General features: G+C 64.4%; 9 protein-coding genes. 5 read left to right on the top strand and 4 right to left on the bottom strand.

Annotated features, from left to right (window positions below):
- Positions 1 to 28: 28 nt before the first annotated feature.
- The 5 genes from gcvH to ACTJLC_RS08355 all read left to right on the top strand — a co-directional run bounded on the left by gcvH (position 29) and on the right by ACTJLC_RS08355 (position 8,003).
- Positions 29 to 409, top strand: coding sequence for a glycine cleavage system protein GcvH (gene gcvH, locus ACTJLC_RS08375; protein WP_073427827.1), 381 nt, complete (start codon positions 29 to 31; stop codon positions 407 to 409).
- A gap of 70 nt (positions 410 to 479) precedes the next feature.
- The gene (gene gcvP, locus ACTJLC_RS08370) at positions 480 to 3,416 is read left to right on the top strand and encodes an aminomethyl-transferring glycine dehydrogenase (RefSeq protein ID WP_440843575.1); all 2,937 of its coding nucleotides are present in this window, start codon (positions 480 to 482) and stop codon (positions 3,414 to 3,416) included.
- Between the two features lie 127 nt (positions 3,417 to 3,543).
- Positions 3,544 to 4,674, top strand: coding sequence for an alginate lyase family protein (locus ACTJLC_RS08365; protein ID WP_440843573.1), 1,131 nt, complete (start codon positions 3,544 to 3,546; stop codon positions 4,672 to 4,674).
- A 27-nt stretch (positions 4,675 to 4,701) separates the two neighbouring features.
- The gene (locus ACTJLC_RS08360) at positions 4,702 to 6,090 is read left to right on the top strand and encodes an L-serine ammonia-lyase (protein WP_440843571.1); all 1,389 of its coding nucleotides are present in this window, start codon (positions 4,702 to 4,704) and stop codon (positions 6,088 to 6,090) included.
- A gap of 200 nt (positions 6,091 to 6,290) precedes the next feature.
- Positions 6,291 to 8,003, top strand: a complete 1,713-nt coding sequence (locus tag ACTJLC_RS08355) for a thiamine pyrophosphate-binding protein (RefSeq protein WP_440843569.1) — start codon at positions 6,291 to 6,293, stop codon at positions 8,001 to 8,003.
- Positions 8,004 to 8,082: 79 nt separating this feature from the next.
- Here the strand turns inward: ACTJLC_RS08355 and ACTJLC_RS08350 are convergent, their stop codons facing one another.
- The 4 genes from ACTJLC_RS08350 to putA all read right to left on the bottom strand — a co-directional run bounded on the left by ACTJLC_RS08350 (position 8,083) and on the right by putA (position 14,384).
- Complete coding sequence (locus ACTJLC_RS08350) at positions 8,083 to 8,703, bottom strand: hypothetical protein (protein ID WP_200799505.1); 621 nt, start codon at positions 8,701 to 8,703, stop codon at positions 8,083 to 8,085.
- 8 nt (positions 8,704 to 8,711) lie between these two features.
- Positions 8,712 to 8,984: a hypothetical protein gene (locus tag ACTJLC_RS08345; RefSeq protein ID WP_436263790.1), complete on the bottom strand. Its 273-nt coding sequence runs from the start codon at positions 8,982 to 8,984 to the stop codon at positions 8,712 to 8,714.
- Positions 8,985 to 9,209: 225 nt separating this feature from the next.
- Positions 9,210 to 10,358, bottom strand: coding sequence for a branched-chain amino acid ABC transporter substrate-binding protein (locus ACTJLC_RS08340; protein ID WP_073427832.1), 1,149 nt, complete (start codon positions 10,356 to 10,358; stop codon positions 9,210 to 9,212).
- 87 nt (positions 10,359 to 10,445) lie between these two features.
- Positions 10,446 to 14,384: a trifunctional transcriptional regulator/proline dehydrogenase/L-glutamate gamma-semialdehyde dehydrogenase gene (gene putA / locus ACTJLC_RS08335; protein ID WP_440843566.1), complete on the bottom strand. Its 3,939-nt coding sequence runs from the start codon at positions 14,382 to 14,384 to the stop codon at positions 10,446 to 10,448.
- Between the last annotated feature and the right edge of the window lie 107 nt (positions 14,385 to 14,491).

Here is a 14,491-nt window from a genome sequence, read left to right as displayed (position 1 = left end):
ACCGAATCACACCGCATAGGAGCATCCGATGAGCATCCCGGCCGATCTGAAATACACCGAATCGCACGAATGGGTCCGTACCGAAGCGGACGGCACGCTGACGGTCGGCATCACCGACCACGCGCAGGAAGCGCTCGGCGACATCGTCTTTTTCGAAGTCCAGGAACTGGGCAAGACCGTGACCGCCGGCGACACCGTCGCGGTGATCGAATCGGTGAAGGCCGCTTCCGATATCTACGCGCCGGTCTCGGGCGAGATCATCGAGGCGAATACGGCCGTGGCCGACACGCCGGATTCGGTCAACACCGCGCCGTACGAAAGCTGGCTCTTCAAGATCAAGCCCGCTTCGGACGCCGCGCAAGATCGTCTGATCGACGCCGACGCGTACTCAAAGTCCATCGGCGCCTGATACACCTACTCGTTTAAACCGTCAGGTGCGGCGGCCACGAGGCGTGGCGCGCCGCACCGCCAGGAACACCATGAAGCTCGAACACCCGGATCGTCTGATGAACCGCACTCCTCTCTCGCTCGCCGCGCTCGAAGTGCACGACGCCTTCGCCGAACGGCACATCGGCCCGGATTCGGCCGACCAGCAGTCGATGCTGGAAGCCCTCGGCTTCGCGTCGCGCGCCGCGCTGATCGACGCCGTCATTCCGAAGACGATCCGCCGCACCGAAACGCTGCCGCTCGGCCCCTTCGCGCAACCGAAGAGCGAAGCCGAAGCGCTCGCCGCGCTGCGCGAACTCGCGGACAGGAACCAGGTGTTCCGCTCGTACATCGGGCAGGGCTATTACAACGCGCACACGCCGACGGTGATCTTGCGCAACGTGCTCGAAAATCCGGCGTGGTACACGGCTTACACGCCGTATCAGCCGGAAATCTCGCAAGGCCGTCTGGAAGCGCTGTTGAACTTCCAGCAGATGATCGTCGACCTGACGGGTCTCGCGATCTCGAACGCGTCGCTGCTCGATGAAGCGACCGCCGCCGCCGAAGCGATGACGCTGCTGCAACGCATCGGCAAGCCGAAGTCGAACGTGTTCTTCGTCGCCGACGACGTACTGCCGCAAACCATCGAAGTGGTGAAGACGCGCGCCACGCCGGTCGGCATCGAAGTGAAAGTGGGCCCGGCCGCCGAAGCCGCGAACGCCAACGCGTTCGGCGTGCTGCTGCAATATCCGGGCGTGAACGGCGACGTGCGCGACTACCGCGCGCTCACCGAGGCGATCCACGCGGCAGGCGGCCATGTGGTGGTCGCCGCCGATCTGCTCGCGCTCACCGTGCTCACGCCGCCGGGCGAATGGGGCGCGGACGTGGCCGTCGGCAATACGCAGCGCTTCGGCGTGCCGGTCGGCTTCGGCGGCCCGCATGCGGCTTACCTCGCGGTGCGCGATGAGTTCAAGCGTCAAATGCCGGGGCGTCTGGTCGGCGTGACGGTCGACGCGCAAGGCAATCCCGCGCTGCGTCTCGCGCTGCAAACGCGCGAGCAGCATATCCGCCGCGAGAAGGCGACCTCGAACGTGTGCACCGCGCAAGCGCTGCTCGCGATCATGGCCAGCATGTACGCGGTGTATCACGGGCCGCACGGTCTCAAGACGATCGCGCTGCGCGTGAATCGCATCGCCGCGCTGCTGGCTGAGGGCGCGAAGCAACTCGGCTACACGCTCGTCAACGAAACCTTCTTTGACACGCTGACGTTCGAAACCGGCGCGCGCACGCAAGCGCTGCACGACGCCGCAACCGCGAGGCGCATCAATCTGCGCCGCGTGAGCGACACGCAAGTCGGCCTGTCGATCGACGAAACCACTTCGCGCCGCGATCTGGCCGACCTGCTCGCGGTGTTCGCGCAAGCGGCCTTCGTCAGCGACGTACCGCAAATCGATGCGCTCGATGCGGCCGTCGCCGCGTCGAACGCCGCCTCGGTGCCGGCCGCGCTGGAACGCACTAGCGCGTATCTCACGCATCACGTATTCAATCGCCATCATTCGGAAACGGAAATGCTGCGCTATCTGCGCAGCCTGGCGGACAAGGACCTCGCGCTCGACCGCTCGATGATCCCGCTCGGCTCGTGCACGATGAAGCTGAACGCGACCTCCGAAATGCTGCCGGTCACGTGGCCCGAATTCGGTCAGATCCATCCGTTCGCGCCGGCCGAGCAAACCGTCGGCTACCGCGAGATGATCGATCAGCTCGAAGCAATGCTGGTCGCGGCCACCGGTTACGCCGCGGTGTCGCTGCAACCGAATGCGGGTTCGCAAGGCGAGTACGCGGGTCTGTTGATCATCCACGCTTATCACGCGTCGCGCGGCGAAGCGCATCGCAACGTGTGCCTGATTCCGGCTTCGGCGCACGGCACCAACCCGGCATCGGCGCAAATGGCCGGCATGCAGGTCGTGGTGGTCGCCTGCGACGCGCAAGGCAACGTCGATATCGAAGACCTGAAGAAGAGGGCCGGTCAACACGCCGACAAGCTCGCGGCGATCATGATCACGTACCCGTCCACGCACGGCGTGTTCGAGCAGAACGTGCGTGAAATCTGCGAGATCGTGCACGCGCACGGCGGCCAGGTTTACGTGGACGGCGCGAACATGAACGCAATGGTCGGCTTGACCGCGCCGGGCCAGTTCGGCGGCGACGTCTCGCACCTGAACCTGCACAAGACTTTCTGCATTCCGCACGGCGGCGGCGGACCGGGCGTCGGTCCGGTCGCGGTCGGCGCGCATCTCGCGCAGTTTCTGCCGAACCAGATTTCGTCGGGTTATGAGCGCGCGCCGAACGGCATCGGCGCGGTGTCGGGCGCGCCGTATGGCTCCGCGTCGATTCTGCCGATCTCGTGGATGTACATCGCGATGATGGGCGCGAAGAATCTCACGGCCGCCACCGAAACCGCGATTCTCAATGCGAACTACGTCGCGAAGAAACTCGCGCCGCATTATCCGGTGCTGTATTCGGGCCCGGGTGGACTGGTCGCGCACGAGTGCATTCTCGATCTGCGTCCCATCAAGGAGACGAGCGGCATCACCGTCGACGACGTCGCCAAGCGCCTCGCCGACTACGGTTTCCACGCGCCGACCATGAGCTTCCCGGTGCCGGGCACGTTGATGGTCGAGCCGACCGAATCGGAGTCGAAGGAAGAACTCGACCGCTTCATCGAAGCGATGATCGCGATCCGCGAGGAAATCCGCGCGGTCGAAGACGGCCGCTCCGACCGCGAGGACAATCCGCTCAAGCACGCGCCGCATACGGCGGCGGTGGTCATCGCCAACGAATGGACGCATGCGTATGCGCGCGAAACCGCCGCATATCCGCTGCCCACGCTGATCGCGAAGAAGTACTGGCCGCCGGTGGGCCGCGCGGACAACGTGTACGGCGACCGCAATCTGTTCTGTTCGTGCGTGCCGGTCGCGGACTACGAGTAAGGGCGAGTTGCCCGCGCACTGTCCGCGGGCCGTAGGCGGGCGGTGCGCGGCGCCGTCCGCGCTTCTGTCGTTCATGGCCGCAAACGGCTAACATCACACACCGAATCAGCCTAACGAGGAGTTTCGCATGGCGCGAAAGGTGCGATTGATGCAAAGCCGGGCCGAAGCAAGGCGAACCCACATGCGGCAGCAGGCGTGGGCGCTCTGGCTGGCTGGCGCAGCCGTGCTGCTGCCGCTCGGGCAAGCGCAGGCCGCGATGAATTTTTGTGCAGCGCCCGCGCTGCAAACCAGTGAACGCACGAACGCCGATCCTGGCGTGAAGGCGCTGGTGAGCAACGTGCTGGCGCATCTGAACGACCCGCCGCATGCGCAGGCCAGGCTGCACACCGAAGGTTCGCTGCCGCATGAAGGCATCTACGATCAAAGCGTCGAGGCGGAGAAGGATCTCGATCTTTTGCGCGACGCCGCGCTCGCGTGGCGCGCCACCAGCGACGACCGTTATCTCAAGCTCGTCGACCGCTTGCTGTTCGCGTGGGTCACGACGTATCAACCGGGTTTCAACCCGATCGACGAAACGCGTTTCGAAGGCCTGATCCTCGCCTACGACATGACCGCGAGCGCGCTGCCCGTGAAAACGCGCAACGCGTCGATGGCCTTTCTGACGAAACTCGCGAACGGCTACATCGAGCAGATCGACGCGCAGCCGCGTCCGTTGAAGGGCACCTACCGGAACAACTGGCAGAGCCACCGGATCAAGCTGATCGCAATGGCCGCGTTCACGCTCGACAACCGCAAGATGATCAACGCGGCCCAACGTCTGTTCGTCGAGCATATCGGCGACAACATCGCGCCGGACGGATCGACCGTCGATTTCGGCGAACGCGACGCGCTGCACTACGTCACCTACGACTTGCAGCCGCTCGTCACGGCCGCGCTGTCCGCCCGCCGCCACAACCGCAACTGGCTGCCGGAGAAGGGGCTGAACGGCGCGTCGCTGCAAGCCGCGCTTAACTGGCTCACGCCGTATGCGGACGGCAGCAAGACGCATGAGGAATTCGTGCGTTCGAGCGTCCCGTTCGATGCGAAACGTCGCGAGGCCGGCTTGCCGGGCTATTCGGGCCAATGGGATCCGAAGAACGCGACCGAACTGTTTCACCTGGCGGCGCGTCTCGACGGACGCTATACGCCGATCGCGCTACAGCTCGCACCGACGCCGCCCGCATGGCTCGCCGTGTGTTTGCCGCTGTCGGCGCGCTAAACCAACTTTCCATCAGCAGGAGCAGTAATGGCAGTCAGCGTGTTCGACCTCTTCAAAATCGGCATTGGTCCGTCCAGCTCGCATACGGTCGGGCCGATGCGCGCGGCGCTGATGTTCGTTCAGGGGCTCGAACGCGATGGGCTGCTCGATGCGACCGCCTCGGTGAAAGTGGACTTGTATGGATCGCTCGGCGCGACCGGCAAGGGCCACGGCACGGATCGCGGCGTGATGCTCGGCCTGATGGGCGACGCGCCCGACACCGTCGACCCGGACACGATCGCAGAGCGGCTCGACGCGGTGCGAAGCTCGCGCAAGCTCGCCTTGCTCGGCACGCACGAGGTGCCGTTCGTGCAGAAAGACCATATTTCGTTTTATCGCCAGGCGCTGGCCGAGCATCCGAACGGCCTGACGCTGCGCGCGTTCGATGCGCAAGGCGAGACGTTGCGCGAGTCGACGTATCTGTCGGTGGGCGGCGGTTTCGTGGTGACGGCCGGCGCGCCGAATACCAAGGTGCTGAGCGCCGTCGACCAATTGCCGCATTCGTTTCGCAGCGGCAACGAGTTGCTCGCGCTGTGCGAGTCGACCGGCAAGAGCATCGCGCAATTGATGTGGGAAAACGAACGCGTGTGGCACACGGAAGAAGAGACGCGCGCGGGCCTGCTGAAGATCTGGGACGTGATGCAGTCGTGCGTGGCGCGCGGTTGCGGCATCAACAACCCGGACGCCGACGGCAATCTGCCCGGCCCGTTCCAGGTGAAGCGCCGCGCGCCGCAGTTGTATCGCGCGCTGTCCGGCAATCCCGAGCTTGCGCTGCGCGATCCGCTGTCGATGGTCGACTGGATCAATCTGTACGCGATCGCGGTGAACGAAGAAAACGCGGCGGGCGGGCGTGTCGTCACCGCGCCGACCAACGGCGCGGCCGGCATCATTCCGGCGGTGCTGCATTACTACACGCGCTTCATGCCAGGCTCGAATCAGCAGGGCGTGATCGACTTCCTGATGACAGCGGCGGCGATCGGCATTCTGTACAAGCTGAACGCGTCGATTTCGGGCGCGGAAGTGGGGTGCCAGGGCGAGGTCGGCGTCGCCTGTTCGATGGCGGCCGGCGCGCTCGCCGCCGTGATGGGCGGCACGCCCAGGCAGGTCGAGAACGCGGCGGAAATCGGCATGGAACACAATCTCGGGCTGACGTGCGATCCGGTCGGCGGCATGGTGCAGATTCCGTGTATCGAGCGCAATGCGATGGCCTCGGTGAAGGCGGTCAACGCGGCGCGCATGGCTTTGCGCGGCGACGGCAGTCATTACGTATCGCTCGATTCGGTGATCAAGACCATGCGCGAAACCGGCGCGGATATGAAGACCAAGTACAAGGAAACGTCGCGCGGCGGGTTGGCGGTGAATATCGTCGAGTGCTGAACGCGGCGCTTTAAGGCGAAGGACGACGCGGGCCACGGCCCGCGTTTTTATTGCCGCGCCGTCGGCGCTTCGCCGCTCGCGCCGAATCGTGGCATCGCATGCGCGCTCGGCGTAAGCTGTCGGTTCGCGCATTTGGCTTGATCAAGCCGGATGCGGCAAACCCGATCGCACCCATCGCAATGCCTGGAGGCTTCATCGCAATGCCGCTCGCTTCTGACTCTTCCGCCGCCGCGCACGCCACCGGCGCGCGTCTCATCGTCGATGCCTTGCTGACGCACGGCGTCGAACGTGTTTTCTGCGTACCAGGTGAGAGCTTTCTCGCTGTTCTCGATTCGCTGCACGACGAAACCGAGCGCATTCAAACCATCGTCTGCCGTCACGAAGCGGCCGCGGCGAACATGGCCGAGGCCGTCGGCAAATTGACCGGCCGCCCTGGCGTGGCGATCGTCACGCGCGGGCCGGGGGCGACGCATGCGTCGATCGGCGTGCACACCGCGTTTCAGGATTCCACGCCGATGATTCTGCTGATCGGCCAGTGCGCGCGCGGGCATCTGGATCGCGAGGCCTTTCAGGAGATCGACTACCGGCGCATGTTCGGTCAGATGGCGAAGTGGGTCGCGCAAATCGACGATGCCACGCGCATTCCCGAATATCTCAGTCATGCGTTCCATGCCGCGACATCGGGACGGCCCGGGCCGGTCGTACTGTCGTTGCCGGAAGACGTATTGAGCGATGCCTGTGCGCTCGTCGCCGGCGCGCCGGCTTATCAACGCGTGGCGGCATCGCCGTCGGCCGCGCAAATCGAGAAGCTGCGCGAGTTGCTCGAACGCGCGCAACGGCCGATGCTGATCGCGGGCGGCAGCGGCTGGACACCTGAGGCGTGCGTGGATCTGCAACGCTTCGTCGAGAACTGGCGGCTGCCGGTCGGCTTGGCGTTCCGCTTCCAGGACACGCTCGACAATGAACACCCGAACTATGCCGGCGACGTCGGCCTCGGCATCAATCCGGCGCTGGCGCAGCGTATCCGCGATGCGGATTTGCTGCTCACGTTCGGTCCGCGGCTAGGCGAGGCAACGACGAACGGCTACACGCTGCTCGACATTCCCAAGACGAAGCAGACGCTGGTGCACGTGCATCAAGGCGCGGAAGAGCTGGGGCGTGTGTACGCCGCCGACTTGCCGATCGTCTCGGGCATGCCGGAACTGGCGGCGATGCTTGCGGCGTTGCAGCCTTCATCGGCGGATGCGTTGCCGTGGAGCGGAGCGGCGGAAGAAGCGCATCGCGCGTATCTGGAGTGGCGCAAGCCGCGCCCGATTCCCGGCGACGTGCAAATGGGCGAAGTGATCGAGCAATTGCGCGCGCATCTGCCGGAAGACGCGATTCTCACCAACGGCGCGGGCAATTACGCGACGTGGCTGCATCGGCATTTTTCGTATCGCCACTATCGTTCGCAACTCGCGCCGACGAGCGGCGCGATGGGCTACGGCGTGCCGGCGGCGATCGCGGCCAAGTCGATGTATCCACAGCGTGCCGTGGTGGCGCTTGCGGGCGACGGCTGCTTCATGATGTCCGCGCAGGAGTTGGCCACCGCGATGCAGTACGACCTGCATGTGATTTTCATCGTCGTGAACAATGGTCACTTCGGCACGATCCGCATGCATCAGGAACGGCACTATCCGAATCGCGTGCACGGCACGGGGCTGACGAACCCGGATTTCGCGGCGTTCGCGCGCTCGTTCGGCGCGCATGGCGAAACGGTGACGCGCACCGACGAATTCATTCCGGCGCTGCATCGGGCAATGGAGGCGAAACGCGCGGCGTTGATCGAGATTCGGATGCCGCAGGAGGCGAGCACGCCGGGCGCGACGTTGGAGCAGATTCGGGAGCAGGGGAGGAAGCTGCGCGGCGAGTGAGGGGCTGGGGGCTTGTGGGGGATGCGCAGCGGCTCAACGTGACCCGCTGGGCATTTCGCCCGGGCATACAGCACATGGGCTATGCGTATATCACCGACAACGCGCCCAGTTCCTTCATCAGTGCCGGCTTGTGCGATTCGATCACGTCGGCTTGAATTTGATAGATGACAGACTTGATGACTTCAGTCTGGCTCATGTCTGTGTCGTGCATCAACGTCTTCAAATCTTCGGCGATGCGAGGCGTCACTTTCATCGAAAGGCGCCGGCGTGCCGCGCCGCGGCGCTCCTTGAAACGCTCAGACGCCGACCGATGCGCCTTTATCAGCCTTGCGCGCGGATATTCGCCGGATGCAAACCGATGCAAATAAAGCGTCATGAGCACCTTGCGAAACTCGGTTGAACTCGCGCCGTCCACCATATAAGCGGCCAGGTCGAGAATGTCCAGATAGATGGCCGGCAATTGGGCCTCGATCGGTCTGACTTCCTTCTGCCGCGCTTCCCGAATAGCCGGCGTGGACTGCGCGGGAACCGCCACGACCCGGTCGCACACGTTGCACACCGCCGCGAGGATGTTCTTCACCTCGCCTTTGCCGTCGCTGAATGGCACGTCACGCCGGGCGAACGTCGTGCTCACGAGCTGCTTGCAATGGCTGCAGATCGCCCTGCTTTTGTCGCCTTCCTCGTACAGTTTCATCTTCATGGCTTAACTCACTGATGCACGCTGATAAACACGGTTTCCGGATCGCCCACGAAGTAAAACTTCACGTACCAGCCGCCGGATTCGATGATATGGACATCAATCGACGCAATGCTGTGGTGAGGTGACGAGCGATATTGCGTGCCGTCGCTACGGGTGATGAGGGCCTCGACGAACTGAGCGCTGATTTGTCCAGTCGACAAAAGGTTTTTCACATTGATGCCAGATCGGGCCTCATGCTGAAACCGCCCCGACCTGAGTGCAGCAATGACTGCCCGCTTCACTTGCCTGTATTTGCCTGGTATCGACAACCGCACCTCCCATTATACGACGCCTCTCGTACGAAACGCGCGGTGTTGATTTCGCGCCTCCCAACGCATTGTCGATGAACTTTTTTTCGGGAGAAGGCGACCTACGGGAACTCAAGCCCGTCATGTGTCCGGCCACCATAAAAAAACCCCGCCGAAGCGGGGTTCCCATGACCGTCGAAACAAGCAGCAAAACCGTGCTTACTTCCCGCCCACGCTTTGCAGCGTCGTCCACTTGCCGTCGACAACCTTGTACAGCGTGATGCCGCCGTTCTTCAGGTCGCCCTTGCTGTCGTACGCAAGGTTCGCCGACGTCACCGCCGGCATCGAGGTCTTGGCGAGCACCGGCAGGTACTTGGCCGGATCGGTCGAGTTCGCCTTCTTCATCGCGTCGAACATCGCCATTGCACCGTCGTAGGCGTACGGCGAATACGTTTGCACGTCTTCGTTGAAACGCTTCTTGTACTTCGCGACGTAGTCCTTGCCGCCCGGCATTTCTTCCAGCGGCAAGCCGGCGAGCGATGCCACCGTGCCGTTCGCCGCGTCGCCCGCGAGCTTGATGAACGTCGGCGTGTGGACCATTTCACCGCCCATCAGCGGCGCCTTGATGCCGAGCGCCTTCATCTGCTTGACCATCGGCGCCGCTTGCGAATCCGCGCCGCCGTAATAGATCAGGTCGGGGTTGGCCGACTTCAGCTTGGTCAGGATCGACTTGAAGTCCACGGCCTTGTCGTTCGTGAACTCACGATCGACGATCGTGCCGCCGGCGGCCTTCGCGGCCTTTTCGAACTGATCGGCGAGACCCTGGCCGTAGGCCGTGCGGTCGTCGACGATCACGATCTTCTTCATGCCGAGGGTCTTCACCGCGAACGTGCCGGCGACCGAACCTTGCTGCGTGTCGGACGTCATCATGCGGAAGGTGGTCTTGAAGCCTTGCTGCGTGTATTCCGGCGCCGTCGCCATGGCGATTTCGGGGATGCCCGCGTTCGCGTAAATGCGCGAAGCCGGAATCGTGGTGCCCGAATTGAAGTGGCCGAGCATGCCCTTGATGCCGTCGTCCACCAGCTTCTGCGCGACGGTCGTGCCGGTGCGCGGGTCGGCCTGGTCGTCGGCCGAATCCAGCACGAAGCGAACCTGCTTGCCGCCGATCACCGGCTTGGTCGCGTTCATGTCTTCCACCGCCAGCGTGATGCCGTTCTGGAAGTCCTTGCCGTAGTGCGCCTGCGCGCCCGTCATCGGACCGGCGAAGCCGATCTTCACGTCTTCCGTCGATTGAGCGTTGGCCGTCCCCGCCAGCGACATTGCCGCAACCAGCGCTGCGCCTGCCAGCTGTTTCATCTTGTGTTGCATAGCTTCTCCTTGGTACCAGGTGTGGATGGAGCGGTTTCGGGGTCGCCGTACCGCTTCCGTTTTATTGAGGGAATCGACGAGGTTCGCTCAGCCGATCGTCATCAAATTCGCATTACCGCCGGCTGCCGCCGTATTCACGCTGACCGAGCGTTCCGTCAACAGACGCTCGAGCGCGTAGTCCTCGTCGCCGCTTTCCAGCGCACCCGCCGCGACACCCTGCACCGAGACGATCGGCCCAGGACGCTTGGCGACTTCCTTCACCAGCGTCAGCAGTTCGTCGCTGTCGCCTTCGAACAGCACGGCGTCGAAAGGCGTATCGGCGCTTTTCTTCACGCTCGCATACGGCTTGAGCGGCGCGGGCAGCCGCGACACCAATTGTTCACCAGCCGCGCCGTCGAACAAGGCGCGATTTCCCGTAGCCAGCGCCGCGGCGAACTGCACGCGCGCGCCGCTCGCCGTCGACGCGACACACAGCACCGTGCCGCGCGCGCCCAGCGTGTAGGTGTTGCGCTCGCCGGTGGGCCCCGACAATACCGCGGTCGCGCCCGCCGGCATATGCGACAGATAACCGTCGCAGCGTGCGGCCAGTTGCGGCTCGCGTTCGTCGATCAGCCAGTCGCGCAGCGCGGTCAATGCGGCGGACGGATTGTCGCTGTTTTCGGCAGCCTTCGGTGCATCCGCGACCAGCGCCTGCGCGAGCGACTTCGGCAAGCCGGCCGGACGCGTCGCCAGCAAACGCTGCAAATACAGCGCGCCGCCCGCCTTCGGTCCCGTGCCGGACAAGCCCTCGCCGCCGAACGGCTGCACGCCGACCACCGCGCCGATCACGTTACGGTTCACGTAGATGTTGCCGACATGCGCACGGCCGATCACGTGAGCGATGGTTTCGTCGATGCGCGTATGAATGCCGAGCGTGAGGCCATAACCCGTCGCGCGGATCTGTTCGAGCAGCTTGTCCAGTTGGCTGCGGCGGTAGCGCACCACGTGCAGCACCGGGCCGAACACTTCGCGCTTGAGTTCGTCGATGCTGTCGAGCTCGATCAGCGTCGGCGGCACGAAGGTGCCTTGCGCGCCGCCTTCCGGCATCGGCAGTTGCTCGACCTTGCGGCCTTTCTCGCGCATCGCCGCGATATGCGCGTCGATGCCGCGCTTCGCGTCGAGGTCGATTACGGGTCCCACGTCGATCGACAGGCGATCGGGATTGCCCACGGCCAGTTCGCGCATCGCGCCCGTCAGCATCTCGAGCGTGCGGTCCGCGACGTCGTCTTGCAGACAAAGAACGCGCAGCGCGGAACACCGTTGACCGGCGGAGTCGAACGACGATTGCAGCACGTCCGCCACCACCTGCTCGGCGAGCGCCGACGAGTCGACGATCATCGCATTCTGGCCGCCGGTTTCGGCGATCAGCGGAATCGGCTTGCCTTCGGGATCGAGGCGATTCGACAGCGTCTTGTTGATCAGCCGCGCGACTTCGGTCGAGCCGGTGAACATCACGGCGCGCGTGCGCGGATCGGCGACCAGTGCAGCGCCGACCGTTTCGCCATCGCCCGGCAGCAGTTGCACCGCGCCCGTCGGCACGCCGGCTTCGCGCAAAATGCGCACGGCTTGCGCGGCGATCAGCGGCGTTTGCTCGGCCGGTTTCGCGAGCACCGTGTTGCCGGCGGCGAGCGCCGCGGCCACCTGGCCCATGAAAATCGCCAGCGGGAAGTTCCACGGGCTGATACAGACGACAGGACCGAGCGGACGGTGCGTGTCGTTGGAAAATTCGCTGCGGATCTGCGTGGAGTAATAGCGCAGGAAGTCGATCGCTTCCCGGATTTCCGACACCGCGTTCGCCAGCGATTTGCCCGCTTCGCGCACGACCAGGCCCATCAGCGTGTGCATCTGCGCTTCGAGCAGGTCGGCGGCACGCGCGAGGCAATCGGCGCGCGCGTCGACCGGCGTGGCCTGCCAGATCGGCGCGGCGGCAACCGCGTGCGCCAGGGCCGCGCTCACGTGTTCCGAGGTTGCTTCGATCACCGTGCCGACGAGATCGCGGTGATCCGCCGGATTGCGCACGTCGCGTGCGACACCACGGGTAGCCACGGCGATTTCGTTGTCGTCGAGCATCGGCGCGGCGCGCCACGGATGATGCGCGCTCGCGAGCAACGCTGAGGACAACGACGCCAGCCGATGCTCGTTCGACAGATCGAGGCCCATCGAATTGAGCCGCTCCGAACCGAACAGGTGGCGCGGCAGCGGAATCTTCGCGTGCGGCGCGCCGAGCGGCACGATCTTCGATGCTTCCTCGACGGGGTCGGCGATCAGGTCCTTGATCGCGACGTTTTCATCGGCGATGCGGTTCACGAACGACGTGTTCGCGCCGTTTTCAAGCAGACGGCGCACGAGGTACGCGAGCAGCGTTTCGTGCGTGCCGACCGGCGCATACACGCGGCACGGACGGTTCAGCTTGTCGCGGCCGGTGACTTCCTCGTAGAGCGGCTCGCCCATGCCGTGCAGGCATTGGAACTCGTACTGGCCGGGATAGTAGTTGTTGCCCGCGAGGTAATAGATCGCCGAAAGCGTATGCGCGTTGTGCGTGGCGAACTGCGGATAAACCGCGTCCGGCGCGCCGAGCAGCTTCTTCGCGCAGGCGAGATACGACACGTCCGTATAGATCTTGCGCGTGTAGACCGGATAGCCTTCGAGGCCGTCCACTTGCGCGCGCTTGATTTCGGTGTCCCAGTACGCGCCCTTCACGAGGCGCACCATGATCCGGTGACGGCTGCGGCGCGCCAGATCGACGATGTAGTCGATCACGAACGGGCAGCGCTTCTGATACGCCTGCACCACGAAACCGATGCCGTTCCAGCCGGCCAGTTCGGGATCGAAGCACAACGCCTCGAGCAGATCGAGCGAGATTTCGAGGCGGTCGGCTTCTTCGGCGTCGATGTTCAGGCCGATGTCGTAGCGGCGCGCGAGGATCGCCAGCGAGCGCACGCGCGGCAGCAGTTCGCTCATCGTGCGCTCCTGCTGCGAGCGCGAGTAGCGTGCGTGCAGCGCCGAGAGCTTGATCGAGATACCCGGGCCTTCGTAGATGCCGCGGCCGCCGGCGGCCTTGCCGATTGCGTGGATCGCCTGTTCGTACGACGCGTAGTAGCGCTGCGCGTCGGCTTCGGTGGTGGCGGCTTCGCCGAGCATGTCGTACGAGTAGCGAAAGCCACGCGCTTCGTACTTGCGGCTGTTGGCGAGCGCCTCGGAAATGTTCTCGCCCGTGACGAATTGCTCGCCCATCAGACGCATCGCCATGTCGACGCCCTTTCGGATCAACGGCTCGCCGCCCTTGCCGATCAAACGGGTGAGCGCCGACGAAAGGTTCGTTTCGCTATTGGTCGTCACCAGCTTGCCGGTGATCATCAAGCCCCAGGTGGCGGCGTTGACGAACAGCGACGGCGCCTGGCCGACGTGCGATTTCCAGTCGCCCTTGCTGATCTTGTCGCGGATCAGCGCGTCGCGCGTGGCGCGGTCGGGAATGCGCAGCAGCGCTTCGGCGAGACACATCAGCGCCACGCCTTCCTGGCTCGACAGCGAGAATTCGTGGATCAGCCCTTCGACGCCGCCGCCCTTGCTCTTGGTGCGCAGCGCCTCGACGAGCTTGCCGGCCATGGTTTGCACGTCGCCCGCGAGATTGGCCGGCACGCGCGCCTGACCGAGCAGGAAGGGCACGCACTCCGGCTCGGGACGGCGGTATGCGGCGGTGATCGCCGCGCGCAGCACCGATTGCGGCTGCACGTTTTGCGCGAACTCGAGGAACGGGTGCGAGGCACCGTCTTCGTCGTTTTCGACCGCAACGCCGTCGGCCAGGTCGGCCGAACCGGTTGCGCCCGACAGTTCGGGAGGCAACTGGCCGTGCTCGATCTTTTCGAGGTACGCGAAGATCGCCTGCTTGATCAGCCAGTGCGGAGTGCGTTCGAGGCGGGTGGCGGCATCTTTCAGCCGGGAACGCAGGAGGTCGTCGACCTTGACGCCAAGGGTGGTGCTAGCCATGTTTCCTTCTTCGGATACCAGACGAATCGCGCTGGCGAAAGACTAAAAGTTGAGCGAATCCTACGCTTCCCAAAAAAAAGGTGCAACCCTGCTCGACGGATGGTTGC

Origin of the sequence: Paraburkholderia sp. 22099, assembly GCF_052045835.1 — a bacterium.
Classification (GTDB): domain Bacteria; phylum Pseudomonadota; class Gammaproteobacteria; order Burkholderiales; family Burkholderiaceae; genus Paraburkholderia; species Paraburkholderia terricola.
This window is presented reverse-complemented; position numbering and strand designations above follow the sequence as displayed.

Bases quoted from the DNA above. Each gene is read 5' to 3' on its own strand.
- gcvH (WP_073427827.1), top strand. From the start codon at position 29: ATGAGCATCCCGGCCGATCTGAAATACACCGAATCGCACGAATGGGTC.
- gcvP (WP_440843575.1), top strand. From the start codon at position 480: ATGAAGCTCGAACACCCGGATCGTCTGATGAACCGCACTCCTCTCTCG.
- ACTJLC_RS08365 (WP_440843573.1), top strand. From the start codon at position 3,544: ATGGCGCGAAAGGTGCGATTGATGCAAAGCCGGGCCGAAGCAAGGCGA.
- ACTJLC_RS08360 (WP_440843571.1), top strand. From the start codon at position 4,702: ATGGCAGTCAGCGTGTTCGACCTCTTCAAAATCGGCATTGGTCCGTCC.
- ACTJLC_RS08355 (WP_440843569.1), top strand. From the start codon at position 6,291: ATGCCGCTCGCTTCTGACTCTTCCGCCGCCGCGCACGCCACCGGCGCG.
- ACTJLC_RS08350 (WP_200799505.1), bottom strand. From the start codon at position 8,703: ATGAAGATGAAACTGTACGAGGAAGGCGACAAAAGCAGGGCGATCTGC.
- ACTJLC_RS08340 (WP_073427832.1), bottom strand. From the start codon at position 10,358: ATGCAACACAAGATGAAACAGCTGGCAGGCGCAGCGCTGGTTGCGGCA.
- putA (WP_440843566.1), bottom strand. From the start codon at position 14,384: ATGGCTAGCACCACCCTTGGCGTCAAGGTCGACGACCTCCTGCGTTCC.